Here is a 23,089-nt window from a genome sequence, read left to right as displayed (position 1 = left end):
CGGCCTTTTGCATGGAGGCTGCAGTGCGGTCTGCAGCCTTGCCTGTGGATTACAGGGCGCTGATTTCGCCCGAAGGGATCTGGCCCAGGCGCACGGCTTCGGCGGCTGCGGCACGCACGGCAGCGCGGTCGGCCGTGGACTTGTAGGTCACAACGCGCGAACCAGCGGGCTCGATGCTGCGGGTCTGTGCCACGGTAGCGGCTTCTGCAGCCACTTCAGCGCGGGTGCGGTTCGTGTCGAACTTCAGCGCGAACTGCGAGCTGTCGGCTTCGTCAGCGTGGGCACCGAAAGCGGAGAAAGCAGCCACAGCGGCGATGGACAGGAAACGTGCGGTCTTGTTCATGGTGATCTCGATTCTTTACTTTGTTTATTGATTGGGCAGAGGGTTAGTTCGGTCCGGGGCGGCTTACAGAGCGCCGATTTCGCCGGAGGAGATCTGGCCGGTGCGCACAGCGTCAGCAGCCTGGGCACGCACGGCAGCGCGGTCGGCGGTGGACTTGTAGGTCACGACACGCGAACCAGCGGGCTCGATGCTGCGGGTCTGGGCCACGGTGGCGGCTTCGGCGGCCACTTCGGCGCGGGTGCGGTTGGTTTCGAACTTGGTGGCGAATTGCGAAGCGTCGGCTTCGTCGGCCTGGGCACCAAACGATGCGAAAGCGGCAACAGCGGCGATGGAGAGGAAGCGTGCGGTCGTGTTCATGATGAAAATCCTTAAAGTGAAAAAGCGTCTCAAAAAAACCGGAGAGAAAACAACTTCAGACCGGGTTCGGTGAGTCGCCTTGCGGGTTCGGCTCATCGATGGGTTGAACTGTACGCCTCAGGTGACCAGAGAAAAACCACCCAGTCGCGAACTAACTGTTCCAGTATTGGAAACAATGCATGGGGAACTTTTGCGGGTTTACCCGTGCCTCAAGCAGGCAGGTGGCGCCCTTGCTCGGGTGGATACAGGAAAACCCGCGGCTGCCAACAGGACAGTGGCAAATGCTGTGCAGACCGCCCGCAGCGGCCCGCCCGGGCGGGCCCACAAGCGCAGCGGACCGCGCACAATAGGCGCACCGCCCACCACCCCCCTCTCCTTGCCCATGCCACGCGCACGACCCACAGCCGCCACCCTGGGCGGCTCTTCGGATGAGACCGAAACCGCCTTTTACGATGCGCTCCAGCGGGGCGACATCGAACTGCTGATGTCGTGCTGGGCCGACGAGGAGGACATCGTCTGCGTGCACCCGGGCGGTCCCCGGCTCGTGGGGTCCGGTGCCATCCGCGCCGCGTTCGAGGCCATGTTTTCGAATGGCACGGTGCGTGCCCGGCCGACCCAGGTGCGCCGTGTGCAGGCGCTGTCCAGCGCGGTGCACAGTGTGGCCGAGCATGTGGAGGTGATGCTGCCCGACGGCATGCACCGCGCCATCGTGATTGCCACCAATGTCTACCACAAGACCCCCCAGGGCTGGCGCCTGGTGGTGCACCATGCCAGCGCGGGTGTGGTGGAGGATGTGCAGGCCATGCAGGCGCAGCAGCCGGTGCTGCATTGAGGGTGCCGCACGCCATGCACTCCCTGCAATACACGGCGCCGCGGTGGCTGCCCGGCGGGCAGTTGCAGACCATCTGGCCTGCGCTGTACTCGCGCCGCGTGTTCGGTGCGCCGCCCCCCTACCGGCGCGAGCGTTGGGAGACGCCCGACGGGGATTTCGTGGACGTGGATTTCCTCGACGACGGGGTGCCGCCAGCGACGCAGCGGCCGCTGCTGGTGGTGTTCCATGGCCTTGAAGGCTCCTCGCGCAGCCACTACAGCGAGGCCTTTGCCGACCTCGCGCGAGAGCGTGGCTGGGCCTGTGCGCTGCCGCACTTTCGCGGCTGCAGCGGCGAGATCAACCGCGCGCCGCGCGCTTATCACTCGGGTGACCATGCCGAGATCGGCTGGATGCTGCAGCGCCTGCGTGCCATGCACACAGGCCCGCTGATGGCGGCAGGCGTGTCATTGGGGGGCAACGCGCTTTTGCGCTGGGCCGCCGAGCTGGGCGAGGAGGCCAGTCGCAGCGCCGACGCCATTGCTGCGGTGTGTTCGCCCATCGACCTGGCCGCCGGCGGGCATGCGATCGGGCGCGGCTTCAACCGGCAGGTCTACACCCGCATGTTCCTGCGCACCCTGGTGCCCAAGGCCTTGCAGAAGCTGGCCCAGCACCCCGGCCTGTTCGATCGCCAGGCCCTGCTGGCGGCACGCGACCTGTACGCGTTCGACAACGTCTTCACCGCGCCGGTGCATGGCTTTCGCAACACCGAGGACTACTGGCTGCGGGCGTCGGCCAAGCCGCTGCTGCACCGCATCCGCATCCCGGCGCTGGTGGTGAACGCGCGCAACGACCCCTTCGTTCCGGCCAGCAGCCTGCCTGGCGTGCACGAGGTGGGCCGCTGCGTCACCCTCTGGCAGCCGGCGCATGGCGGCCACGTGGGCTTTGCCAAGGGGCGGCTGCCCGGCCATGTGCGGGCCATGCCGGATACCGTGGGCACCTGGCTCGCGGCGCAGACTGACACGGAACGCCGCGCAGCGGGGGCACAATCGCGGCATGGATGACATCGTCAAGCAGGCCCTGGCCAAATGGCCGAATGTGCCCGACTGCTACGGCTGGCTGGGGCTGGATGCGCGCGGGCGCTGGTACATGCGCGACGACCGGACGCAGGCCGCCGGCCCGTTCCCAGAGGCCAAGGGCTCGCTGCTGCAGCACGAGAAGCTGATCGACTTCATCCACCGCAACTACGAAGCCGATGGGATGGGGCAGTGGTTCTTCCAGAACGGGCCGCAACGCGTGTACGTGGAACTCGAAGCCACGCCGCTGGTCTGGCGCCTGGCGGCCGATGGATCGGTGACCTCCCACACAGGCAAGTCCACCACAGTGGAGCAATGCCTGCTTGATGCGCAAGGCCGGGTGTACCTGGCCACGCCGCTGGGGCTGGGCCTGGTGCACACGCTGGACGTGGGCCTGGCCGCCGACGCCGTGGAGCAGGGCCGCTGGACGCCGGTGGAAGTGCGGGCCGAGGACCTGCCGGCCCGCCATGGTTTTGTGACCAGCCCGGCTGCACGGCACGCCAGCGCCTGAGCAGGCCATTCCAGAGGCCACAAAAAAGCCGACCTCGCGGGGTCGGCTTTTTGTTGGGGTGTGCGCAGTGCGCTTACTGCGACGCGCCAGATGCAGGCGCTGCCGCTGCGGCCGATGCGCCGTCACCGGCGGCAGACGCCGCTGCCGCAGGGGCGGCGGGCTCTTCGAACTTGGCACCACCGGCATTGGCCATGAAGGCCACGGCACGTGCGATCTCGGTGTCGCTGAAGTCGCCGCCACCCTGGGGGGCCATGGCGCCCTTGCCCTTGAGGGCGGACTGCACCAGCGTTTCAAAGCCGGTCTTGATGCGGGCCGACCAAGCGGCGGCATCGCCGAACTTCGGGGCCCCTGCTGCGCCGGTGGCGTGGCAGGCGGCGCACTGGGCCTTGTAGACGGCTTCGCCATTGGCCAGCGGCCGGTTGGCATCGCGCACCTCGACCGCGCCCACCTTCTGGATGCGTGCCGCGGTGGCCTTCTGGGTGTCCACCGCGCCGGCGGCCGGCTTGTTGTCCGAGGTGACGTAGAGGACCAGGCCGATGATGGCAAAGATCGGAATCACAAACGAGGCAAGTACCGCGATCAGCAACTGCTTGGGGTTCTTGATCGGGCCGGTATGGGCTTCTTCGTGGTGGGTGTCGCTCATGACTTCCTCGGGTTTATCGTGGGGCTTTGATGCAATCAACCTTCAATTATATCTGCCGGTGCCCCCGGCCCCTGCAGCACGGGCGACGTGCGTGCCGAAAGGCAGACAAAACAATTTCGGGCGGCACACTGTGGCAGTGGCCGCCCGAAGGCGTTCAGGAGCCCGCAGCCGCCCGCGCCACTGGCTCGGCCGTACCGCCGCCGCCCAGCGCCTTGTAGAGCACGACCTGGTTCTGCAGCTGGGCCAGCCGCACCTGCACCACCCCTTGCTGGGTGCTGAACAGCGAGCGCTCGGCATCCAGCAGGTCCAGGTAACTGGACACGCCGTTGCGGTAGCGCAGGTCGGCCAGGCGCAGGCGGGCCTCTTCGGCCTCGGCCTGGCGCTGCTGGGCCTCGGACTGCTCGACCAGGGTGGACTGGCCGGCCAGCGCATCGGACACCTCGCGGAACGCCGTCTGGATGGCCTTCTCGTACTGCGCCACGGCGATGCTGCGCGAGGCCTGAGAGCTCTCCAGGTTGGCCCGGTTGCGGCCGGCATCGAAGATCGGCAGCAGCAGTGACGGGGCGATAGTGAAGCCCCAGGAGCCGCTCTTGAACAGGCCCGAGAGCTCGCCACTGGCCGTGCCGGCCTGTGCCGTCAGCGAGATGCGCGGGAAGAAGGCGGCGCGCGCGGCACCGATGTTGGCGTTGGCCGCGATCAGCTGCTGCTCGGCCTGGCGGATGTCGGGGCGCTGCGTGAGCAGCTCCGAGGGCAGGCCCGCAGGCAGCGCGGCCATGGCCGGTGCGTTGGCCAGCGTGCTGCCCGCCAGGCTCGCCAGGACCTCGGCCGGCACCGGCTGGCCCAGCAGCAAGGCCAGGGCGTTCTCATCCAGCGCGCGCTGGCGCTGCTGCTGTGCCAGTGTGGCGCGCGCGGCCTGGGTGAGCGACTCGGCCTGGCGGAAGTCGAGTTCCGAGGCCACGCCGGCATCCAGGCGCAGGCGCGTGAGGCGCACCGATTCTTCGCGCGAGGTCAGCGTGCGGCGCGAGAGCTTGAGCAGCTCTTCGTCGGCCAACAGGGTCAGCCAGCCGTTGGCCACGGCGGCCACGAGGCTGACCTGGGCGGCATTGCGGCCTTCCTCGCTGGCCAGGTACTGTGCCAGCGCCTGTTCCTTGAGGCTGGCGATGCGGCCGAAGAAGTCGATCTCCCAGGCCGAGAGGGCCAGGCCCGCGCTGAACGAGTTGGTCAGGTCGCCGTTGGACGCCGAGGGCCCCCGGCTGGCGTTGACGCCCAGGCCCACGCTGGGGAACTGGTCCGCGCGGCGGATCTGGAACTGCGCACGCGCCTGCTCGATGTTGAGCGCGGCCACGCGCAGGTCGCGGTTGTTGGCCAGCGCCGCGCTGATCAGGGTTTGCAGGCGCGGGTCGGCGAAGTAGTCCCGCCACGGCACCTGCGCCGCGCCAGCGGCCCCTGCGGGCGCCGTGGCGCCCGCCTGGTAGGTGCCGGGCACGGGTGCCTCGGGACGCTCGTAGGTGGGGATCATCGAGCAGCCCGAGAGCAGCAGCAGCGCGGTGGCTGCGGCCAGGGCCAGAGGGGTGGGGCGGCGGTCAATCATGGGTTCCAACTCCTGCTTCTTCTGCGTGGCGGCGGTTCATTTCCTGCTGGCGCGCGCTGCCCTTGAACAGGCTGCGCACCACCACGAAGAACACGGGCACGAAGAACACGGCCAGTGCCGTGCCGGTGATCATGCCGCCGAGCACGCCGGTGCCGATGGCGCGCTGGCTCGCCGAGCCCGCGCCCGAGGCGATGGCCAGGGGCAGCACGCCCAGGCCGAAGGCCAGCGAGGTCATCACGATGGGGCGAAAGCGCAGGTGGGCCGCGGCCAGCGCCGACTCGACCACGCCCCGGCCCTGGGCCTGCAGGTCCTTGGCGAACTCGATGATCAGGATGGCGTTCTTCGCGGACAGGCCGATGATGGTGATCAGCCCCACCTGGAAGTAGATGTCGTTCGCATACCCGCGCAGCAGGGTGGCCAGCAGCACGCCCAGCACACCGAGCGGCACCACCAGGATCACGGCCAGCGGGATCGACCAGCTTTCGTACAGCGCGGCCAGGCACAGGAACACCGCCAGGATGGCAAAGCTGTACAGGATCAGCGACTGCGAGCCGGCGAGTTTTTCCTCGCGCGACATGCCCGTCCACTCGTAGCCGAAGCCGGGCGGCAGCTGGGCGGCGAGCTTTTCCATCTCGGCCATGGCGGCGCCGGTGCTCATGCCCGGCGCGGGCGAGCCCGAGATGCGCACGGCGGGGTAGCCGTTGTAGCGCACCGTCTGCTGCGCACCCTTGATCCAGCGGGTGCTGGCAAAGGCCGACAGCGGCACGGGCTTGCCCTGGCTGTTACTGGCGTTGATCTTGAGCAGGTCCTCGGGCTGCATGCGCGCCGGTGCATCGGCCTGCACCACCACGCGCTGCAGACGGCCCTGGTTCGGGAAGTCGTTGACGTAGGTGGAGCCCAGGGCGGTGGACAGGGCCGAGTTGATCGCGTCGAAGGGCACGCCCAGGGCGTTGGCCTTGTCGCGGTCGATGTCGATCTGCAGCTGCGGCGCGTCTTCCAGGCCGTCGGGGCGCACCTGGGTGATCACCTTGCTCTGCGATGCCATGCCCAGCAGTTGGTTGCGGGCGTTCATCAGCGCCTCGTGCCCTGCGCCGCTGCGGTCCTGCAGGCGGAACGAGAAGCCGCTGGCGTTGCCCAGCTCGGGGATGGGTGGCGGGCTCAGCGGGTAGATGAAGGCATCGCGGATGCCCATCAGTCCGCCGAAGGCCCGGCCTGCCACGTCCTGGGCCGACTGGCCGGGGCCGTGGCGTTCCTTCCAGTCCTTCAAGGTCACGAAAGCGAGCGCGGCGTTCTGGCCCTGGCCGGAGAAGCTGAAGCCCAGCACGCCGACCATGCTCTGCACTTCGGGCTGCTTGAGGATGAACTCTTCGACCTGCTGCATCACGGCCAGCGTGCGCTCCTGGGTGGCACCCGGGGGCAGCTGCACGTTGACGATGATGTTGCCCTGGTCTTCCCCGGGCAGGAAGGAGGTGGGCACGCGCATGTAGACCACGACCACGGCGCCGATGATGGCAGCGTAGATCACGAGGTAGCGCGCGGCCTTGCGGAGCATGCGCGAGACCAGGCCTTCGTAGCCCTTGGCGGTGCGCGAGAAGCCGCGGTTGAACCAGCCGAAGAAGCCGCTCTTTTCATGGTGGTGGCCGGCTTCCACCGGCTTGAGCAGCGTGGCGCACAGGGCCGGCGTGAGCGACAGCGCCATGAAGGCCGAGAAGCCGATGGAGGCCACCATCACCGCCGAGAACTGGCGGAAGATGTTGCCGGTGGAGCCGGAGAAGAAGGCCAGCGGCACGAACACCGAGATCAGCACCACGGTCACGCCGATGATGGCGCCCGAGATCTGGCGCATGGCCTTGCGCGTGGCCTCCAGCGGCGGCAGGCCTTCCTCGCTCATGATGCGCTCGACGTTCTCCACCACCACGATGGCATCGTCCACGACGATACCGATCACCAGCACCATGCCGAACATGGTCAGCACGTTGATCGAGAAGCCCAGCGCCAGCAGCGTGGCGAAGGTGCCCAGCAGGGCGATCGGCACGACGATGGTCGGGATGATGGTGTAACGCCAGTTCTGCAGGAACAGGAACATCACCAGGAACACCAGGGCCACGGCCTCCAGCAGGGTGATGGCCACCTGGGTGATGGAGATGTCCACGAAGCGCGAGCTGTCGTAGGGGATGCTCCACTCCGTGCCCTGCGGGAAGAAGCGGGAGAGCTCGTCCATCTTCACGCGCACGGCCTTGGCGGCCTCCAGCGCATTGCCGCTCGGCGACAGCTGCACGCCGATACCGACGGCGGGCTTGCCGTTCAGGCGCGCCGAGGTGGCATAGGCCTGGCCACCGAGCTCGACGCGCGCCACGTCCTTGAGGCGCACGGTGGAACCATCGGTGTTGGCGCGCAGCACAATGCCGCCGAACTGCTCGACGCTGGACAGCTGGCCATTGACCACCACGGTGGCGGCAATGCCTTGGCCGGCCACGTTGGGCAGGTCACCGATGGTGCCGCTGGCCACCTGGGCGTTCTGCGCCCGGATGGCGGCCGTGATCTCCGCCGAGGAGAGGTTGAAGCTGACCATCTTGGCCGGGTCGATCCAGATGCGCATCGAGCGCTCGGTACCGAACAGCTGGGCCTGGCCGATGCCGGGAAGGCGCTGCAGCTCGGGCACGATGTTGCGCGAGGCATAGTCGCCCAGGGCCACGGTGTCCATCTTCGGGTTGGTCGACGAGAGCATCGTGAACAGCAGGAAGTTGGAGCGCGACTTGTCCACGCGCACGCCCTGCTGCGTCACGGCCGAGGGCAGCCGCGGCGAGGCGCGCGAGAGTCGGTTCTGCACGTCCACCTGCGCCAGCTCGGCGTTGGTGCCGGGCTGGAAGCTCAGCGTGATGCTGCCCGAGCCATCGGCCTGGGCCACCGACTCCATGTAGATCAGGCCGGGCGAGCCGTTCATCTCGCGTTCGATGACGGACAGCACGCTGTCCTCCAGCGTCTGCGCAGAGGCACCGGGGTAGGCGGCGTTGATGACGATGGCGGGAGGTGCCACCGGCGGGTACTGCGCGATCGGCAGCTGCGTGATCGCCACCCCGCCCATCACCATGATGAACAGTGCGATCACCCACGCGAAGATCGGGCGGTCGATAAAGAACTTGGCCATGGATGCCCCTTACTTCGACGCGGCGGCAGAGGCCGCAGGTGCGGCACCGGGGGCTGCTGCGGCGGCTGGCGCCGCAGCGGGCGCGGCACCGGCGGCCTGCCATGGAACGGGTTTCACGGGTGTCCCCGGAGGCAGCATCTGCAGCTTCTGGAAGCCGTCGACCATGACCTTCTCGCCGGCCTTCAGGCCGTCGAGCACCACCCAGCGGTTGTTCTGCGCCGCGCTGATCTTCACGCTGCGCGGGCTGATCTTGCCGTCCTCGCCCACCACGCTCACCGTGTCACCCTGCTGGGTGCGCGTCACCGCCTGCTGGGGCAGGGTGATGGCGTTGCTGACCTCTGCCTGCTCGATCTGCACGCGCAGGTACAGGCCGGGCAGCAGCTCGCCCTTGGGGTTGGGCACTTCGGCGCGCAGCGTGACCTGTCCCGTCGACGCATCGACCGACAGGTCCGAGAACAGCAGCTTGCCGGGATGGGCGTACGCCGAGCCATCGCCCAGCAGCAGCTTGACGCTGGCGGCGTCGCCGCTGGCGCGCTTGAACTGGCCGCTTTCCATGGCACGGCGCAGCGCGAACACGTCGCTGGCCGACTGGGTGAAGTTCACGTACACCGGGTCGATCTGCTGGATGATGGCCAGCGGCGTGGCTTCGCCCTGGCCGACCAGCGCGCCTTCGGTCACCAGGGCGCGGCCGATGCGCCCGGAGATGGGGGCCGTCACGCTGGCGTAGCCAAGGTTGATGCCCGCGGTGCGCGTGGCTGCGCGGCCGGCTTCCACGTCGGCCTGGGCCTGCTTCTGGGCGGCCTCGGCGTTCACGAAGTCCTGCTTGCTGATGGCATTGGCGGCCACCAGGGGGCGGTAGCGCTCCACCGTGGCCGTGGCCTGGGCCAGGTTGGCCTCGGCCTTGGCCAGGCTGGCCTTGGCGCTGTCCGCAGCGGCCGCGTAGGTGGCCGGGTCGATGCGGAACAGCGGCTGGCCCGCCTTCACGTCGCTGCCTTCGCGGAATTCGCGCTTGAGCAGGATGCCGGCAGCGCGGGCACGCACCTGGGCCACGCGCGAGGCTTCGACCCGGCCGGGCAGCTCGGTGACCAGCCCCACGTCGCCCGGCGTGGCAACCACCACGCCGACTTCGACGGGAGGCATCTTGGGCGCACCGCCCGCGGCGGCCGGGGCATCGGACTTGCCGCATGCGGCGAGAAAGACGGTAACGGTGCACAGAGCGGCCACGGGCAGCATGCGCTGCAGGGCAGGGATGCGCGCAATGCGGCGGGATGGGTCACGCAGGCGAGGCATGGGAGTCCTTGTGTTGGGCATCAACGGGATGTTCACGGCAGGCATCGCCGAGCAGCGGTGTGCGTCGGCGAATAGGAGTTTCTACCAATAGACGGGCAATTATACATACAACCATGGATGTATAATAGGGCTGGCGCCCAACCTGGGCCGCCTGTGAAATTGCAATGAACGGGAGGCTGCATCCATGGTGCGCAGAACCAAAGAAGACGCGATTGCCACGCGCAACAGCCTGATCGATGCAGCCGAGAAGGTGTTCTACGACAAGGGCGTCTCCCGGGCATCCCTGAGCGACATCGCCCTGGCCGCCGGCACCACCCGGGGAGCCATCTACTGGCACTTCAAGGACAAGGTCGACCTCTTCAACGCCATGATGGACCGGGTGACCCTGCCGCTGGAGCAGGGCTACGGCGAGTTCGAAGCCAGTACCGACCTGGACCCGCTGCAGCGCCTGCGCGCCGTGATGGCCCTGGTGCTGGAGAGCGTGGCCTCGGACGAGCACACGCGCCGGGTGTTCGAGATCGCCATGCACAAGGTGGAGTACGTGGGCGAGCTGGTGGCGGTGCGCGAGCGCCACCTGGCCGCCAGCGACGGATTCACGCGCCAGCTGGCCCGTGACTTCGAGCTGGCTGCCCAGGCCCAGCGGGTGGCCATGCCGGTGTCTCCCATGGGCGCCGCCGTGGGCCTGCATGCCCTGTTCGATGGCCTGATCCAGAACTGGATCCTGTCCAACGGCGTGTTCGACCTCGCCGGTATCGGCCGTGTGACCACCGATGCCTTCATCACCGGCCTGGGGCTGCGGCTCGGGGCCCCGGTGCCGGCCGCCGGCAGGCCGTAAGCGGAGGGCGGGGGCCGCTTGCTCCGCAGGGTGCGTGCTGCATGCGATAATGCCGAGCTACACGCATGCGGCTGTAGCTCAGTGGATAGAGTATTGGCCTCCGAAGCCAAGGGTCGTGGGTTCGATCCCCGCCAGCCGCACCACCATCTCCCAGCATGAACCTGGATGCTGTTCCTGTCTCCATGCCGATTCGGAACGCTGACGCTTCCTTTTCGGAGTGGCATGGACATGCGCCTCCATGCATTGCCAACAGGATCCGGGCACGCCCATGGGGCAACCATGGTGACCCTCATCGACTCGGTGCAAAAGACCTCCATGGTGTTTGCGCAATGCTGATGCGCCGTGTCCAATAGAACCATGCCGCACCTGCTTTTCAAATGGGTCCTGCGCGAGGACCGCTACGAGTTCTCCGGTCAGGCGCTGACCCCCCGTGCCCTCGAAACCGAGGTCAATGCGGAGATCGTTGCCATCTGGGCATGGATCCAGCGCCAGAAGCTGCGTCCCGGGCAGTTCGGCTGGGAGGCCACGCGCCGCACCACCACCTCGAAGGACGAGACACTGGCCGTCGCCAACGGCGCCATCGTCGCCGATGGGGGGACGATTCTTCATCCCCAGGAGACACGCGTCGTGGTGACGTTGCCCGAGAAGGTCGCGGTGCAGTTCCGCTTCGAATTCAACGTGGTGGACGACCGGCGCTGAGCGGGCGGCGCGTCCGATGGGCTCAGCGGGGCTCTGCCATCACCAGCAGCACCCGCACCGGGTGCGCGCTGCGATTGCGCAGCTGCCGCGCCTCGCCCGGCGCGATGCGGCAGCTGTCGAGCGCGCGCAGCACCTCGCTGCATGGCGGGCCGCCGGGTTGCTGGCTGGTGATCTCGAGCTCACCATCCATCACCACGTAGAACTTCTCGAGGGGGGAGGCCGACAGCGTCGTGCTGCCTCCGGGCGCCACCAGCGACAGCCCTATCCAGGCCGTGTCCGCGGGGCCGGCCTCGCGGCCCTGCAGGCGTGCCATCGCGAAGCCTTCGTGGCCCGGGGCGTCGTAGCCGGGCGCATCGGCATGTCGTACCAGGTGCATGCTTGTCTCCGTTCAGGGGGCCAGCACGACACGCGAGGACGAGCCCGCAATCACGCGCCGGTAGGCGTCGGCCGCTTCCTCCAGGGGGACCAGGCCGGCAGGATCGACGTCGAAGGCGCGCAGCGAGCCATCGCTGAAGCCGGGTGCCAGCAGGTTCAGGATGGCGGTGCAGTCCACCACGCTGAGCTTGAGGCTGTCCACCCCGAGCAACTGCAGGTTGCGGCGGTAGAACATCAGGATGTCGAACGGCACCGAGCGCTCGATGGTGGAGATGAGCACCTGCGTGCCGCCCACGGCCAGGCCCTGCAGCGCGGGTGCGAAGTAGGGCGAACCCACGGTGTTGTAGGCGATGTCGGCGCCGCGCCCGCCCGTGGCGTCGTGGAGGGCCTGGCCCAGCTCGGGGAGGGTTCCGTCCAGCACGGGGACGGGCCGGCTGGCGTGGCCGCGGTAGCTGCTGGTGCCCCGCTCCACACCGACCACCGTGGCGCCGGCGCGCGTTGCCAGCTGGATGGCGGCCTGGCCCACTTTGCCATTGGCGCCGAACACCACCACCGTCTGGCCGGGGCCCTGCAGGCCCGCCCGGCGCAGGCCCTCCCATGCGGTGATGAAGGGCACGCCCACCGTGCCCGCAGCGGCCACGGGCACGGCATCGGGCCGGCGCGCCAGGGCCGCCACCGGCAGCACCAGGTAGCGTGCGTGGCTGCCGTCGCGGGTGACACCCAGGTCGCCGCCCGTGCCCCAGACCTCGGCGCCCAGCCACTCCGTCGGGCCGGCCACCACGCGGGCGGAAAAGTCACGCCCCGGTGTGCGTGGCCAGATGGCCTGCGGCATCAGGCCCAGCGCCGCCTTGACGTCGCTGGGGTTGACGGCGGCCGCCAGGACTTCGACGACCGCATGGCCGGGCGGTGCGTCGGGCCGGTCCTGGGGCTGCAGTTGCAGGTCGAGTGTTTCGGGCGCTTCGGCCTTTTGGGACACGCGCAATGCGTGCGCGGGAGAGGCAATGGTCATGGTGAGAGTCCTTGGGTGGGAAGAAATCGGTTCAGTGCAGGGCGTTGGTGGCACGCAGGCCCCAGGTGGTGCGGGCCTGGGCGCTGGTCGCCAGGCGTCCGCCGAGGTCCTCGACGATGCGGCGCGCCTTGTGCACCAGCTCGGCATTGCTGCGGGCGAGCAGGCCCTTGTCGAGGTAGATGGTGTCTTCCAGGCCGATGCGCACGTTTCCGCCCAGCAGGTGGGCCTGGGCCACGGCGGGAAAGGCGTGGCGCCCCACGGCGAACGCCGACCAGCAGGCCTGCGGCGCGATCAGCGAGCGCGCCAGCATCAGGGCCGCGGGCGTGAACGGCAGGGCATAGCGCACGCCCATGACGAAGGTGTACAGGCCTGGCCCGGCCAGCGTGCCGTCGGCCATCAGGGCCTGCGCGAGCACCAGGTCGCCGGTGTCGAAGCATTCGAGCTCCGGCACCACGCCGTGTTCGCGCACCACGGCGGCCATGCGGCGCACGTTGGCGGGGGTGTTCATCACCACCTGCTCGCCTGAATTCATGGTGTTGAGGTCCAGCGAGCAGATGTCGGGCTTGAGCGCCGCGATGTGCGCCACGCGCAGTTCGGGCCGCAGCAGCGAGGTGCCGGGTGCGGCCAGGCGGGGTTCGTCCGCGCTGGGCACGAAGCGCCCGCCCGGCCCGGTGGTGAGGTTGAGGATGAGTTCGGGCCGGTCGCGGCGCAGCGCCTCGACCACGCGGGCATAGAGCTCGACGTCCATGGACGGTGCCCCGGTGTGCGGATCGCGCACATGGATGTGCACCGCTGCGGCACCGGCGTCTGCGGCCTCCATGCAGGCGTCGCTGATCTGCCCGGGCGTGACCGGCAGGTGCGGCGTCTGGTCGGGCCGCGTGAGATTGCCCGTGACGGCGCAGGTGAGGATGGTGGTGGTTTCGAGGGACATGGTCGGTCAGCCGAGATGGCGGCCTCCGTCGGCGACGATCACGCTGCCGGTGGCATAGCGCAGCGAGGTGCAGCAGGCGACGATGGCTGCTGCCACGTCGTCCGCCGTCCCCACGCGTTGCAAAGGGATCGTGGGGCCCACGCGGTCGTTGAAGGCCGCATCGCGCCCGGGAACGAAGGCCGTGTCGACCACACCGGGCGACACCGCGAGGCACCGGATCCGGGGTGCCAGGGTCTTGGCGAGGGCGCGCGTCAGCGCATCGGTGCCGGCCTTGGCAGCCGCGTAGGCCAGGTTGCTGCCCAGGCCTGTGAAGGCCGCGATCGACGACACGTTGACCACGACCGAGTCGCCCGTTGCCTTCATCTGCGGTGCGAACGCACGGATGGCCGCAAAGCTGCCGCGCCAGTTGGTGGCGAAGATCTCGTCGATCAGCTCGTCGCTGAGACCATCCAGGTCGGCCGCAGGCACCGGGCGGGTGAAGCCGGCGCTGTTCACCAGCACCGTGGCGGCGCCCATTTCCTGCTCCACCGTCTGCGCGGCGTCGCGCAAAGCGGCGCTGTCGGTCACGCTGGCCTGCAGGGCCCGGTGCCCGCTGCCGGCAAGTTGCGCCAGCGCGGGCGCCGCCGCCTCGGGTGCGCTGCGCTGCAGCAGCACCACGCGTGCGCCCAGCGCGGCGATGCGCCGGGCCGTGGCCAGTCCGATGGCACCGGTGCCACCGGTGATGACGGCGATTTCGCCGTCGAGCCGCTCGCGCGGCGCGAAACTTCGGTTGTCGTTGTCTTGCATGGGGATGGAGGTCAGGGAAGGGGGCAATGGGGCAGCTGCGTGGCCCCGGGTTCGAGGCGCAGTTCGATGTCCAGGGAGAAGCCGCCCTGGCCATCGGGTTCGAAGCGGCGCAGCAGCGAGCCCACGGCACCGAACACCACGTCCGCGTGGGCATTCGGGTCGTCGATGTCGAAGTACTGCGTGGCCAGCACCTTGTGGCCTGCGGCCACCACGATGAAGTGCAGGTGGGCCGGTCGCATGATGGCGCGCCCCTGGGCCGCCAGCAGTTCGCCGCACGGTCCGTCCACCGGCACGGGGTAGCCTGCGGGGCGCACGCTGTGGAAGTCGAAGCGGCCTTGGGCGTCGGTCAGGAACACGCCGCGCAGGTTCATGTCCTCCTGTTCGGGGTCCTGGTTCTCGTACAGGCCCTGCGGCGAGGCCTGCCAGGTCTCCACCCGTGCGTTGGCCTGCGGTGCGCCGTCGAGCGAGCACACGCGGCCGCGCACATGCAGCGGAGCGCCCGGGGTGTCCGCGGTCGCGATGCTCTCGCCGCTTGCGCGCACCGGTTGCCGGGCGCGCCAGAAGGGTCCGACCAGTGCGGGCTCGGTGCCACCCTGGGCCAGGGCCTCGCGCGCGCCGCGCAGCTGGGCCAGCGTGGCCAGGCCCAGGATGTCGGCCAGCAGGATGCCCTCGTTCTTGTGCGGCCCGCTGGCCTGGCCGATGCGCACCAGGAAGTCCATGCCCAGGTCGAGTTCGGCGGACGTCAGGTCCACCTCCAGCGCGAAGGCATGGGCATGGCGGATGAGTGCGTCCATGATCTGCTTGAGCCGCGCATCCCGGGTGCCGGCATTGGCGCGCAGCACGGCGGCCAGCAACTGTGCCGGGTCCGTTGCCGACAGGCCGCTCTGGGCGGGCAGCTGTTTCACCACAGGGGTGCCCGCGCTCATCGCAGCACCGCCTTGGCGTTGTCGCGGTAGATGGCCTGCAGCTCGCTGGCGCTCAGGCCGGATTTCTCCAGCCCTTCGACGATCCTGGCCGGCTCGACCCACGGGAAGTCGGAGCCGAACACGATCTGCGAGGTCGGCACGATCATCTTCAGGATGCCCATGTGCACCGCATCCGCCGCAGCGGCCGTGTCGTAGTAGAAGCGGCGCAGGTGGTGCAGGCGCGAGTCGGCAGGCGCCGCGCGCGCCAGCGATTCGGCCGTCTCGCCGACGAGGAAGCGCTGCGCCCAGATGCTGCCGCCGCCGTGCGACCAGATGTAGCGCACATCGGGTGTGACCTTGGCGGTGCCGCCGTGGATCAGGCTCACCATGGCCCGCGCGAGGTCCGAGCCCAACTCCACGAAGGTGGGCAGGATGCCCGGCTGGAAGTTCCACGCGCAGCAGTTGGGCGCGGTGGCATGGACGTAGACCACTGCCTTGCGGCGGTTGAGCTCGGCCCATACCGGCGCGAAGGACGCATCGCCCAGCCACTTGTCGTCGTAGCTGGAGAGCAGGCCCACGCCATCGGCCTTGAGCACGTCGAAGGCATGGGCGATCTCGCGCAGGCTGCCCTCCACGTCGGGCAGCGGCAGCACCGCGAAGTGGCCGTAGCGGCCGGGGTGGTCGGCCTTCATGCGAGCGGCGAACTCGTTGAGTTCGCGGGCGGCAGCGCGTGTCTCGGCCACGTTGCCGAACCAGACGCCCGGCTGCGTGACGGACAGGAAGGCCTTTTCCACGCCGCCGCGGTCCATGGCTTCCAGGTCTTTCTCCACCGTCCAGGTCTTGAACTGGTCGAAGCCCAGCACCGGCTGCTGCAGGTGCTGGCGCTCCACCAGCCGCACCCACGCGGGCGAGAAGAAATGGTGGTGGAAGTCGATGCGCGAACCCTTGGCGGCCAGGGTCTGGGCGAGCGGCCGGCCCTCCGGCACGAAGGTGGTTGCGCCGATGGCACCCAGGGTGCCGAGCGAGCCGAACATGCCGAGAAAGCCGCGGCGCGAGGGCACGTGGGGTGGGCTGCCGGCCGGGGAAGGGGACAGGTGGTCCATGGGGGAGGCTCCTGCTGCGGTTTCAGAAGTTGTGGCGGATGCCGAGCTCGACGCCTTGCGAGCGGGCGCCGGCCTGGGATGCCAAGGGCGGGGTGGTCGGCCAGTCGGCTACGCCGGTGCCGCTGACCAACTGGGCCGAGGCCCCGCGGTTGCGGATGTGGGCATAGGTTCCGTACAGCGCCGTCCGCCTGGACAGGTGGTGCACGTAGCCCAGGGCCAGCTTGCTCCAGTCGTCGCCGCTGTGGCTGCGGTCGTAGTGGCTGTAGGCGGCGCGCCATTCGCCCACGCCATGGCGCAGCGACGCACCGATCAGCCAGGCGTCGATGCGTGCCCCCCGGCTGTCTTCTTCGCGGGCCCAGAAGGCCATGGGTGTGACGGGGCCGATGCGGTAGGACGCTGCCACGTTGGCGGCCTTGACCTGGGCCGCCGCGGTGGCGGTGCCGCTGTGACGCCGGCCCACGGCGGCTGCGACGTTCAGGGCGTCGTCGGCGAAGCCCAGGCGCGCACCTTCGTAATTGTTGTTGCGCCGGTTGGCACTGTTGGAGGGCTCTTCGCCAAAGGCGTACTGCACCTGGCCGTACCAGCCGCCCAGCTGCCTTGGCAGCAGGTAGGCCAGCGCATTGCTGACGCGGATCGGTGCGCCCAGCATGCTGTAGACCGTGGGCTGGCCGATGCCGGTGCCCTGGAACGGATCGAACCAGGAGGGGTTGAGGTTGGTCGCCGACATGTCGCGGCCCAGGCGCAACTCGCCGAAGCCGCCGCTCAGGCTGACGGTGGAACGGCGCTGGAAATTCAGTCCGGTCCCGCCCGTGTCGGGGGCGAGTGCGCTTTCGAGCCAGAAGCTGGCGGACATGCCGCCGCCCAGGTCTTCGGTGCCCCGAAAGCCCAGGCGTGCGTGGCTGTTGCCGCTGTAGCTCAGTGCGGTGAGGCGGGCATTGCCGTGCGAAACATGGGCGATGCCCAGGTCGACCACGCCGAACAGCGTGACCTGGGTTTGTGCGGCGACGCCGCCACTGACCATGGCAAGACCCATGAAGGACAGGGCGAAGCAGGTTTTTTTCATGTGAGCGCTTCCGTGGAGGGGTGGGTAGGGACGGGGAAATAAATAGAATGAATGCTCGAAATTGATTTGAATTTCTTATGAATATCACCTTGCGGCAGTTGCGCGCCTTCGTGGAAGTGATCAAGAGCGAAGGCTTCACTGCGGGGGCGCGCAAGCTGCACCTGACGCAGTCGGCCACCAGCCTGCTGGTGCGCGAGCTGGAGTCGCAGCTGGGCCTGCCGCTGGTGGACCGCACCACGCGCCAGATCGCGCTGACCGACGCGGGCCGCGAGCTGTTCGAGAGTGCCGAGCGCATCCTTGCGGACGTGGAGCACGCGGTGGCGAACACGCAGGACCTGCTGCACAAGCGCCGCGGCCGCGTGACGGTGGCGACCACCCCCTTCCTGGCAGCCCACTTCCTGCCCGGCGTGATCGCGCAGTTCCAGGTCTCGCATCCCGCGGTGTCGGTGCGCATTGCCGATCTGCCCACCGAGCAACTGGTGCGGGCGGTGGACCACGGAGACGCCGACATCGGCTTCGGCGTGTTTCCGCAGATGGACGTCGCGATGGAGCGGGCGATCCTGCTGCGCCACAGCCTGGGTGTCCTGCTGCCGGCGGCCTGGCCCCTGGCGCAACGGCGCCGGCGCATGGTCTGGGCCGACCTGGAGGGCCAGCCCATGATCGGCCTGGCGCCAGCGGGCGGCTTTCGTGCCCTGGTCGATCCGCTGGTGTCCCAGGGGGGCGAGACGGCTGCGCTGCGTTTCGAGGTCGGCCACCTGGGCACGGCGGTGGGCCTGGTGGAGGCCGGCCTGGGCGCGACCGTTGTGCCGGCCTACGTGGGTGCGTTGGTGCGCTCGACCCGCACGCGCTTTCGTGAACTGCACGACCCGGTCATCCACCGCAATGTCGAGCTGGTCTGGCGCGCCTCGCGCTCGCTGTCGCCCAGTGCCAGCGCCTTCCGCAGCTGCCTCGAAGACTGCTGCAAGCAACTGCAGGCCTGAGCGCGGGCGGCCGGTGGCGGGCCAGGGTGTCAACGCGCGATGCATGGCTTGGCCTTGCCGCATGGGTCACCGGTCACGGCCACGGCCTGGATCTCGATCAGCATGCCGGGGACGGCCAGGTTGGACACGGTGATCTGCGCGCTGGCGGGGAAGCGCCGGTCGGGGAACATCTCGGTGCGCACCTTGGAGAAGATCGCGCCGTTGCGGGCGTCGGTCAGATAGACCGTCATGCTCACGATGTCCTGCAGGCTGCCGCCGGCGCGCTGGAGGGTCTGCTCCAGCAAGGCGAAGATGGTGCGGGCCTGGGCTTCGAAGTCGCCCTTGATGTCCTTGCCGTTCAGGTCCGTGGTGGTGGTTTCGCCTGCCAGCCAGATGGTGCGGCCGCCTTCGGTGACCACGGCGGGTGCATAAGACCGGCCTTTGGTCCTTTCGCCGTGCTCCAGGTGCTCGGCGGCCATCGCGGGGGGCAGGAGCAGGCCGGCCAGGGCCATGGCCGCCAGTGCGCGGGTGTATCGGTGTTGCATCGTGCTCTCCTTTGGGTGAGGGGCTGGCTCCGTTGCCGGCCCGGGTTGGGAAGTGGCGCTCAGGGCAAGGGGTGGCGGCGGGCCAGCGCACGCATGGACGCGGTGGCCCGGCGCACGATGTCGGTGCTGTCCCAGCGGGTGGGTTGGCTGCGGCGCAGCAGTACCCGGCCGTCGACCAGCACCGTGTCCACGTTGGCCGGCTGTGCCGAATACACGAGCGCATGCGCAGGATCGAAAGCCGGGGCCAGGTTGGGATCGGTGGCGCGCACGATCTGGATGTCGGCGCGCTTGCCGGGTGTGAGGGACCCGACCAGGTGGTCGAGTCCGAGGTCGCGCGCCCCGTCCAGCGTCGCCAGGCGCAGCAGGCGGCGCGCGGTGAGCGGGATGCGGTTGCCGAAGCGCTGTTTGTGCGACCACAGCAGGGCCCGCATGCAGGCGAAGAAGTCGGCATTGGCGGATGCGCCGGAGCTGTCCACCGACAGGCTCTGGTGCACGCCGGCCTCTTCCATCTCCTGGAACTGGATCACGCCGCGGTTGGCCTGGGCGTAAAGCATCTCGATCGTGGGCGAGCAGGTCATGGTGGTTCCGGCCGCTGCCAGCAAGGCGCAGTCCTGTGGCGCCATGCCCTGCGGATGGACCAGCTGCAGGTCGCGGCCCAGCAGGCCGTGCTCGGCCAGCACGGACACCACCCCGGGGCGGGCGTGCATGGTCAGCGGCAGGTTGAGGGAGCGGATGCGGGCGCACTCCTCAGCCACCACCTCTATGGGCACGGCGCCGCGCGGATTGCTCACAGGGGTGCGCACGGCTGCGCCGAGCGTGAGCAGCGGCGAGGGCAGGCCCTGCTGCTGCAGGCCTTCCAGGCCGCCCAGGTCCATGGGTTGGGCGAGCGGCTGCTCCTGCCCCCATCCGTAGGCGAAACGACCGCGCACGCCCATGTCGGCCATGGCGCGCAGTTCGGCGTCGGCGTGTGCTGGCGAACGGGTGTTGTGGGCCCAGTTGTGGACCGTGGTGATGCCCGACAGCAATCCCTCGGCAAGCCCCAGGCGCACGGAGCAATAGCTGTCGTCGGGGGTGAACAGCGGCCCGGTCCCCAGGGTGACGGGAAAGTAGCCGTGCACGGGGTCATCGCCACGCACCAGGGCGCGCAGGGCGCTGTTCCACAGGTGCCAGTGCGTGTCCACGAAGCCCGGCAGCACGATCATGTCCTGCGCGTCCACTTCGGGCACTCCCTGCACGGGAAGCTGGGGGCCGACCGCCACGATGGCGCCATCGCGTACATGCACGTCGGCACAGGGCAGATCGCCCAGCACGGGGTCCATGGTGAGCACGTGGCCGCCACGGATGATGAGCTCCTGGTCGAGGCCGGAACGGTCGGGCGAAGGTTTCGAAGGCACGAAGAATCTCCTGCACCACGCGCGGGTGCATAAGTCGCTGAAGGAAAAAGGGGGGAGGGGGCCTACTCGGCCTTGGCGCCCGAGATGCGGATCAGCTGTGCCTTCTGGCGCATGTCGGCCTCGATGAACCGCGCGAAGGCCGCAGGGTTCGAGAACACCGGCTCGAAGCCGCGCGCGAGCAGCACGGCCTCGCGGAAGGCAGGGTCGTTGCCGATGGCCGCGACATCCTGGTGGATCTTCTGCACGACGCTCGCGGGCGTGCCCCCGGTGGCGAACAGGCCGAACCAGGATTCGCCCGGATCGATGTCGGCCAGCCCCGCCTCGCGCAGGGTGGGCACATCGGGCATTTCTGCCAGCCGGGTGGCGCGTCCCACCGCCAGGGCCTTGAGCTTGCCGGCGCGCAGCAGGGCCAGGGCGCCTGACACGCCCGCCAGCGTGAGCTGCGTCTCGCCGGCGTGCACGGCAGACACCGCTGGCGATATCCCCCGGTAGGGCACGTGCACGAGGTTGCTTGCGTGCTTGGCCCGCAGCGCTTCGAACAGCAGGTGTGGCAGGCTGCCGGAGCCGTAGGAGGCATAGCTCAGCGCATGGGTGCGCGACTTGACCAGGCCCATCAGTTCGGCCATGGTGTTCGCTGGCACCGAAGGGTGCGCAACGACCATCTGCGGCAGGCTCACCAGCTGGCTGATGGGCGCCAGCTCACGCACGGGGTCGTAGGGCAGCTTGTCGAACAGAAAGGGGTTGCTGGTGATGGTGGCCTCGCTGGTCAGCAGCAGCGTCAGCCCATCGGGGGGCGCTTTGGCGACCGCCGTGGCACCGATCAGCGTGGACGCACCGGCCTTGTTGTCGACCACGACCGGTTGGCCCCACTGCCGGTGCAGGCGCTCGGCCAGCATGCGTGCCACCAGGTCGACACCGCCCCCCGGCGCGTAGGGGACCACGATCTTGACGGTACGGGCCGGCCACGCGGGAGCTTGCGCCCACAGCGGGGCGCTGGCCAGGCCCAGTGCGGCCAGCAGGCACCGGCGGGTGGGGTTCAGCAGGGGGCTCATCACTTGATGCTCTCGAAATGCCGGTAGGAGGGATCGCTGCGTCCGGTGTGGCCGATGACCTGGTAGCGCGACTTGACCAGCTCGGCGGGGACGTCCAGCACGCGGCGGTAGTCGCTCACCGTGTGGCGTCCATCGAGCGCCCATTTGCCGTTGCGCCGCGACCAGGTGTCCAGGTAGCGGGAGTGCATCCAGCGCTCTTCGTAGAGATTGGGGTTGCCTTCCTTGGGAACCAGCAGCGTGGCGGTGCCCGTGCATTCGCTCACGGCACGGTCGCCGTTGACTTCGATCAGGATGTTGGTGATGCGGTGGTTGTTGCCCGCCATCTCGTCATGGGCTTTGATCAGCCAATCCACGTAGGCCTCCCAGTGGGGGAAGTCACGGGTGCCAAAGCGCATCTTCGCGCCCGGATGGGCCAGCGACATCAGCATCTCGCGGTCACCGCGGTCCAGGGCGCGCGGGTACTTGTAGATCAGTTCCGTGATGGCCTGCTTGGCCAGCAGCCGGTCGATCTCGGCGGCGGCGGCGCTCTGCGCATGGGCCTGCAGCGGCACCGCCAGGTGCAGGGCCAGTGCGGTTGCCAGGGACGCCAGCAGCAGGCGGCGCGGGGGTGGAAGCGGTCTGTCCATGGGCGATCTCTCCGTAGGGGGTTGTCGTGTAAGCCTCAGCCAGGGGGACGGGCTCCCGGCATGGGCTGTATTTCAATGCGTTCCATGCCATCTTTCAAACGATTAAATTCAATGGATTAATGAGTTAATTCAATACTTCGATCCGGCGCCTGTGCTGCGCACACTGACGCGAGTTTCTGGACGCTGCACAGGAAATGGCTCTGGTGCGGCGGCCGGCAGGAGGGTGCGGGGTCAGGCGCTCGCGAGCAGGGGCCGGGGTCGACAGCGCACCTGCCGGGTGGTGTTGGTGCCGCTGGTGGGGCTGCGGCGGTTTTTTCCACACCAAAAGCCCGAACTTGGCGCCGGGGCATCTTCGGGTGGCATAGAATCGCGGTCTCAGGCAGAAACGCTGCCGCCGTCGCAAGCGGTGCCGCGCAATGTCTGGGGCGAAAAGTGGCGCTTGGATTTTTTTGGCATGTGCTTTTGCAGAGCGTAAAAATTCAGTGCTATAATTCGAGATTCTCCGGAGGGGTGCCCGAGTGGCTAAAGGGGGCAGACTGTAAATCTGTTGGCTTACGCCTACACTGGTTCGAATCCAGTCCCCTCCACCAGTAGAAGAAAATGAAAGCAGGTTGCGGTAGGCCCCTTGGGGCTGGGATCGCAGGGCCAGTTGGCAGCGCGGGAGTAGTTCAATGGTAGAACCCTAGCCTTCCAAGCTAATGACGCGGGTTCGATTCCCGTCTCCCGCTCCATTGTTCGGTTTGCTGGCAGGTTGAGAGAGAAGTTTTTTTGGGGTTGCGAAAGCGGTTCCGATTGCCCATGTGGCTCAGTGGTAGAGCACTCCCTTGGTAAGGGAGAGGTCGCGGGTCCGATTCCCGCCATGGGCACCACCTTCAGGCGCACCCGAAGTCGTTCGGGTGCGCCGAAATTTCGTTGTGTAGTTTGTAGATTTTTTTCGGAGTCGGAAAAATGGCAAAAGGTAAGTTCGAACGGACCAAGCCCCACGTCAACGTGGGTACGATTGGCCACGTGGACCACGGCAAGACGACCCTGACGGCGGC

The 23,089-nt window shown here is 68.5% G+C and carries 24 protein-coding genes and 4 tRNA genes; 11 read left to right on the top strand and 17 right to left on the bottom strand.

The features are described from left to right. Window positions 1-49: 49 nt before the first annotated feature. Window positions 50-343: a DUF4148 domain-containing protein gene (locus tag AC07PF_RS32040; RefSeq protein ID WP_145693723.1), complete on the bottom strand. Its 294-nt coding sequence runs from the start codon at window positions 341-343 to the stop codon at window positions 50-52. Window positions 344-406: 63 nt separating this feature from the next. Further along, on the bottom strand, window positions 407-700 hold the full coding sequence (locus AC07PF_RS32035) for a DUF4148 domain-containing protein (protein WP_145699468.1): 294 nt from the start codon (window positions 698-700) through the stop codon (window positions 407-409). A gap of 382 nt (window positions 701-1,082) precedes the next feature. On the opposite strand from AC07PF_RS32035, the gene AC07PF_RS32030 reads away from it, so the two are divergent. From AC07PF_RS32030 to AC07PF_RS32020, 3 genes are read left to right on the top strand one after another with little or no spacing between them, the layout of a single operon-like run. Next, a complete protein-coding gene (locus AC07PF_RS32030; protein WP_007859447.1) occupies window positions 1,083-1,532 on the top strand; it encodes a YybH family protein in 450 nt (149 codons plus the stop codon). Between the two features lie 14 nt (window positions 1,533-1,546). Beyond that, a complete protein-coding gene (locus AC07PF_RS32025) occupies window positions 1,547-2,572 on the top strand; it encodes a YheT family hydrolase (protein WP_007859444.1) in 1,026 nt (341 codons plus the stop codon). Beyond that, window positions 2,565-3,095, top strand: a complete 531-nt coding sequence (locus tag AC07PF_RS32020; protein WP_007859442.1) for a DUF2946 family protein — start codon at window positions 2,565-2,567, stop codon at window positions 3,093-3,095. Before AC07PF_RS32025 ends, AC07PF_RS32020 begins: the two co-directional genes overlap by 8 nt. A gap of 73 nt (window positions 3,096-3,168) precedes the next feature. Here AC07PF_RS32020 and AC07PF_RS32015 read toward each other — a convergent pair whose 3' ends face one another. The 4 genes from AC07PF_RS32015 to AC07PF_RS32000 form a co-directional block, all read right to left on the bottom strand. Further along, on the bottom strand, window positions 3,169-3,738 hold the full coding sequence (locus tag AC07PF_RS32015; RefSeq protein ID WP_007859440.1) for a c-type cytochrome: 570 nt from the start codon (window positions 3,736-3,738) through the stop codon (window positions 3,169-3,171). Window positions 3,739-3,892: 154 nt separating this feature from the next. Further along, window positions 3,893-5,329 (bottom strand): efflux transporter outer membrane subunit, encoded by a 1,437-nt coding sequence (locus tag AC07PF_RS32010; protein WP_007859438.1) that lies wholly within the window; start codon window positions 5,327-5,329, stop codon window positions 3,893-3,895. Continuing rightward, the gene (locus AC07PF_RS32005) at window positions 5,322-8,477 is read right to left on the bottom strand and encodes an efflux RND transporter permease subunit (protein ID WP_007859437.1); all 3,156 of its coding nucleotides are present in this window, start codon (window positions 8,475-8,477) and stop codon (window positions 5,322-5,324) included. Before AC07PF_RS32005 ends, AC07PF_RS32010 begins: the two co-directional genes overlap by 8 nt. A gap of 9 nt (window positions 8,478-8,486) precedes the next feature. Next, window positions 8,487-9,788, bottom strand: a complete 1,302-nt coding sequence (locus AC07PF_RS32000) for an efflux RND transporter periplasmic adaptor subunit (protein ID WP_494610311.1) — start codon at window positions 9,786-9,788, stop codon at window positions 8,487-8,489. 163 nt (window positions 9,789-9,951) lie between these two features. On the opposite strand from AC07PF_RS32000, the gene AC07PF_RS31995 reads away from it, so the two are divergent. The 3 genes from AC07PF_RS31995 to AC07PF_RS31985 all read left to right on the top strand — a co-directional run bounded on the left by AC07PF_RS31995 (window position 9,952) and on the right by AC07PF_RS31985 (window position 11,301). Continuing rightward, window positions 9,952-10,602, top strand: coding sequence for a TetR family transcriptional regulator (locus tag AC07PF_RS31995; RefSeq protein ID WP_494614618.1), 651 nt, complete (start codon window positions 9,952-9,954; stop codon window positions 10,600-10,602). A gap of 67 nt (window positions 10,603-10,669) precedes the next feature. After that, window positions 10,670-10,745: transfer RNA gene (locus AC07PF_RS31990), tRNA-Arg, on the top strand. 199 nt (window positions 10,746-10,944) lie between these two features. Next, window positions 10,945-11,301 (top strand): hypothetical protein, encoded by a 357-nt coding sequence (locus AC07PF_RS31985; protein WP_494610310.1) that lies wholly within the window; start codon window positions 10,945-10,947, stop codon window positions 11,299-11,301. Window positions 11,302-11,323: 22 nt separating this feature from the next. On the opposite strand, the gene AC07PF_RS31980 is transcribed toward AC07PF_RS31985, so the two are convergent. From AC07PF_RS31980 to AC07PF_RS31950, 7 genes are read right to left on the bottom strand one after another with little or no spacing between them, the layout of a single operon-like run. Beyond that, complete coding sequence (locus tag AC07PF_RS31980; RefSeq protein WP_494614617.1) at window positions 11,324-11,677, bottom strand: cupin domain-containing protein; 354 nt, start codon at window positions 11,675-11,677, stop codon at window positions 11,324-11,326. Window positions 11,678-11,689: 12 nt separating this feature from the next. Then, window positions 11,690-12,685 carry a quinone oxidoreductase family protein gene (locus AC07PF_RS31975; RefSeq protein ID WP_494614616.1) on the bottom strand — a complete coding sequence of 332 codons (996 nt, stop codon included), beginning with the start codon at window positions 12,683-12,685 and terminating at the stop codon, window positions 11,690-11,692. A 31-nt stretch (window positions 12,686-12,716) separates the two neighbouring features. Next, window positions 12,717-13,616, bottom strand: a complete 900-nt coding sequence (locus tag AC07PF_RS31970; protein WP_494614615.1) for a beta-keto acid cleavage family enzyme — start codon at window positions 13,614-13,616, stop codon at window positions 12,717-12,719. Window positions 13,617-13,622: 6 nt separating this feature from the next. Beyond that, window positions 13,623-14,402 (bottom strand): SDR family NAD(P)-dependent oxidoreductase, encoded by a 780-nt coding sequence (locus tag AC07PF_RS31965; RefSeq protein WP_494614614.1) that lies wholly within the window; start codon window positions 14,400-14,402, stop codon window positions 13,623-13,625. An 11-nt stretch (window positions 14,403-14,413) separates the two neighbouring features. Then, window positions 14,414-15,328: a dioxygenase family protein gene (locus tag AC07PF_RS31960; protein WP_494614613.1), complete on the bottom strand. Its 915-nt coding sequence runs from the start codon at window positions 15,326-15,328 to the stop codon at window positions 14,414-14,416. Further along, window positions 15,325-16,410 (bottom strand): amidohydrolase family protein, encoded by a 1,086-nt coding sequence (locus AC07PF_RS31955; RefSeq protein ID WP_494614612.1) that lies wholly within the window; start codon window positions 16,408-16,410, stop codon window positions 15,325-15,327. The genes AC07PF_RS31960 and AC07PF_RS31955 overlap by 4 nt, the downstream gene beginning before the upstream one ends. 22 nt (window positions 16,411-16,432) lie before the next feature. After that, window positions 16,433-17,473, bottom strand: coding sequence for a porin (locus tag AC07PF_RS31950; protein ID WP_494614611.1), 1,041 nt, complete (start codon window positions 17,471-17,473; stop codon window positions 16,433-16,435). 77 nt (window positions 17,474-17,550) lie between these two features. On the opposite strand from AC07PF_RS31950, the gene AC07PF_RS31945 reads away from it, so the two are divergent. Next, window positions 17,551-18,453, top strand: coding sequence for a LysR family transcriptional regulator (locus AC07PF_RS31945; protein WP_494614610.1), 903 nt, complete (start codon window positions 17,551-17,553; stop codon window positions 18,451-18,453). Window positions 18,454-18,482: 29 nt separating this feature from the next. On the opposite strand, the gene AC07PF_RS31940 is transcribed toward AC07PF_RS31945, so the two are convergent. From AC07PF_RS31940 to AC07PF_RS31925, 4 genes are all read right to left on the bottom strand, one after another. Beyond that, entirely contained in the window at window positions 18,483-18,977 is a 495-nt protein-coding gene (locus AC07PF_RS31940; protein ID WP_145699484.1) for a RidA family protein, read from the bottom strand. A 59-nt stretch (window positions 18,978-19,036) separates the two neighbouring features. Beyond that, window positions 19,037-20,371 carry an amidohydrolase family protein gene (locus AC07PF_RS31935; protein ID WP_494614609.1) on the bottom strand — a complete coding sequence of 445 codons (1,335 nt, stop codon included), beginning with the start codon at window positions 20,369-20,371 and terminating at the stop codon, window positions 19,037-19,039. Between the two features lie 62 nt (window positions 20,372-20,433). Beyond that, window positions 20,434-21,423 carry a Bug family tripartite tricarboxylate transporter substrate binding protein gene (locus AC07PF_RS31930; protein ID WP_494614608.1) on the bottom strand — a complete coding sequence of 330 codons (990 nt, stop codon included), beginning with the start codon at window positions 21,421-21,423 and terminating at the stop codon, window positions 20,434-20,436. Further along, window positions 21,423-22,049 carry a nuclear transport factor 2 family protein gene (locus AC07PF_RS31925; protein WP_007859404.1) on the bottom strand — a complete coding sequence of 209 codons (627 nt, stop codon included), beginning with the start codon at window positions 22,047-22,049 and terminating at the stop codon, window positions 21,423-21,425. Before AC07PF_RS31925 ends, AC07PF_RS31930 begins: the two co-directional genes overlap by 1 nt. 504 nt (window positions 22,050-22,553) lie before the next feature. Here AC07PF_RS31925 and AC07PF_RS31920 point away from each other — a divergent pair. The 4 genes from AC07PF_RS31920 to AC07PF_RS31905 all read left to right on the top strand — a co-directional run. Then, window positions 22,554-22,639: transfer RNA gene (locus AC07PF_RS31920), tRNA-Tyr, on the top strand. Between the two features lie 67 nt (window positions 22,640-22,706). Next, a tRNA-Gly gene (locus AC07PF_RS31915) sits at window positions 22,707-22,780 on the top strand. Window positions 22,781-22,843: 63 nt separating this feature from the next. Beyond that, a tRNA-Thr gene (locus AC07PF_RS31910) sits at window positions 22,844-22,918 on the top strand. A 79-nt stretch (window positions 22,919-22,997) separates the two neighbouring features. Then, window positions 22,998-23,089, top strand: a 92-nt coding sequence (locus AC07PF_RS31905) for a GTP-binding protein (RefSeq protein ID WP_005434227.1), incomplete at its 3' end; no start/stop codon positions are given.

This window comes from Acidovorax sp. GW821-FHT10A04 (assembly GCF_059415825.1).
Note: the sequence above shows the minus strand (reverse complement) of the source record. Positions and strands in the feature narration are given on the sequence as shown.

Bases quoted from the DNA above. Each gene is read 5' to 3' on its own strand.
- AC07PF_RS32030 (WP_007859447.1), top strand. From the start codon at position 1,083: ATGCCACGCGCACGACCCACAGCCGCCACCCTGGGCGGCTCTTCGGAT.
- AC07PF_RS32000 (WP_494610311.1), bottom strand. From the start codon at position 9,788: ATGCCCAACACAAGGACTCCCATGCCTCGCCTGCGTGACCCATCCCGC.
- AC07PF_RS31975 (WP_494614616.1), bottom strand. From the start codon at position 12,685: ATGACCATTGCCTCTCCCGCGCACGCATTGCGCGTGTCCCAAAAGGCC.
- AC07PF_RS31930 (WP_494614608.1), bottom strand. From the start codon at position 21,423: ATGAGCCCCCTGCTGAACCCCACCCGCCGGTGCCTGCTGGCCGCACTG.
- AC07PF_RS32010 (WP_007859438.1), bottom strand. From the start codon at position 5,329: ATGATTGACCGCCGCCCCACCCCTCTGGCCCTGGCCGCAGCCACCGCG.
- AC07PF_RS31955 (WP_494614612.1), bottom strand. From the start codon at position 16,410: ATGGACCACCTGTCCCCTTCCCCGGCCGGCAGCCCACCCCACGTGCCC.
- AC07PF_RS31965 (WP_494614614.1), bottom strand. From the start codon at position 14,402: ATGCAAGACAACGACAACCGAAGTTTCGCGCCGCGCGAGCGGCTCGAC.
- AC07PF_RS31945 (WP_494614610.1), top strand. From the start codon at position 17,551: ATGAATATCACCTTGCGGCAGTTGCGCGCCTTCGTGGAAGTGATCAAG.
- AC07PF_RS31950 (WP_494614611.1), bottom strand. From the start codon at position 17,473: ATGAAAAAAACCTGCTTCGCCCTGTCCTTCATGGGTCTTGCCATGGTC.
- AC07PF_RS32040 (WP_145693723.1), bottom strand. From the start codon at position 343: ATGAACAAGACCGCACGTTTCCTGTCCATCGCCGCTGTGGCTGCTTTC.
- AC07PF_RS31995 (WP_494614618.1), top strand. From the start codon at position 9,952: ATGGTGCGCAGAACCAAAGAAGACGCGATTGCCACGCGCAACAGCCTG.
- AC07PF_RS32035 (WP_145699468.1), bottom strand. From the start codon at position 700: ATGAACACGACCGCACGCTTCCTCTCCATCGCCGCTGTTGCCGCTTTC.
- AC07PF_RS31980 (WP_494614617.1), bottom strand. From the start codon at position 11,677: ATGCACCTGGTACGACATGCCGATGCGCCCGGCTACGACGCCCCGGGC.
- AC07PF_RS31940 (WP_145699484.1), bottom strand. From the start codon at position 18,977: ATGCAACACCGATACACCCGCGCACTGGCGGCCATGGCCCTGGCCGGC.
- AC07PF_RS31960 (WP_494614613.1), bottom strand. From the start codon at position 15,328: ATGAGCGCGGGCACCCCTGTGGTGAAACAGCTGCCCGCCCAGAGCGGC.
- AC07PF_RS32015 (WP_007859440.1), bottom strand. From the start codon at position 3,738: ATGAGCGACACCCACCACGAAGAAGCCCATACCGGCCCGATCAAGAAC.
- AC07PF_RS31970 (WP_494614615.1), bottom strand. From the start codon at position 13,616: ATGTCCCTCGAAACCACCACCATCCTCACCTGCGCCGTCACGGGCAAT.
- AC07PF_RS32025 (WP_007859444.1), top strand. From the start codon at position 1,547: ATGCACTCCCTGCAATACACGGCGCCGCGGTGGCTGCCCGGCGGGCAG.
- AC07PF_RS32020 (WP_007859442.1), top strand. From the start codon at position 2,565: ATGGATGACATCGTCAAGCAGGCCCTGGCCAAATGGCCGAATGTGCCC.
- AC07PF_RS31925 (WP_007859404.1), bottom strand. From the start codon at position 22,049: ATGGACAGACCGCTTCCACCCCCGCGCCGCCTGCTGCTGGCGTCCCTG.
- AC07PF_RS32005 (WP_007859437.1), bottom strand. From the start codon at position 8,477: ATGGCCAAGTTCTTTATCGACCGCCCGATCTTCGCGTGGGTGATCGCA.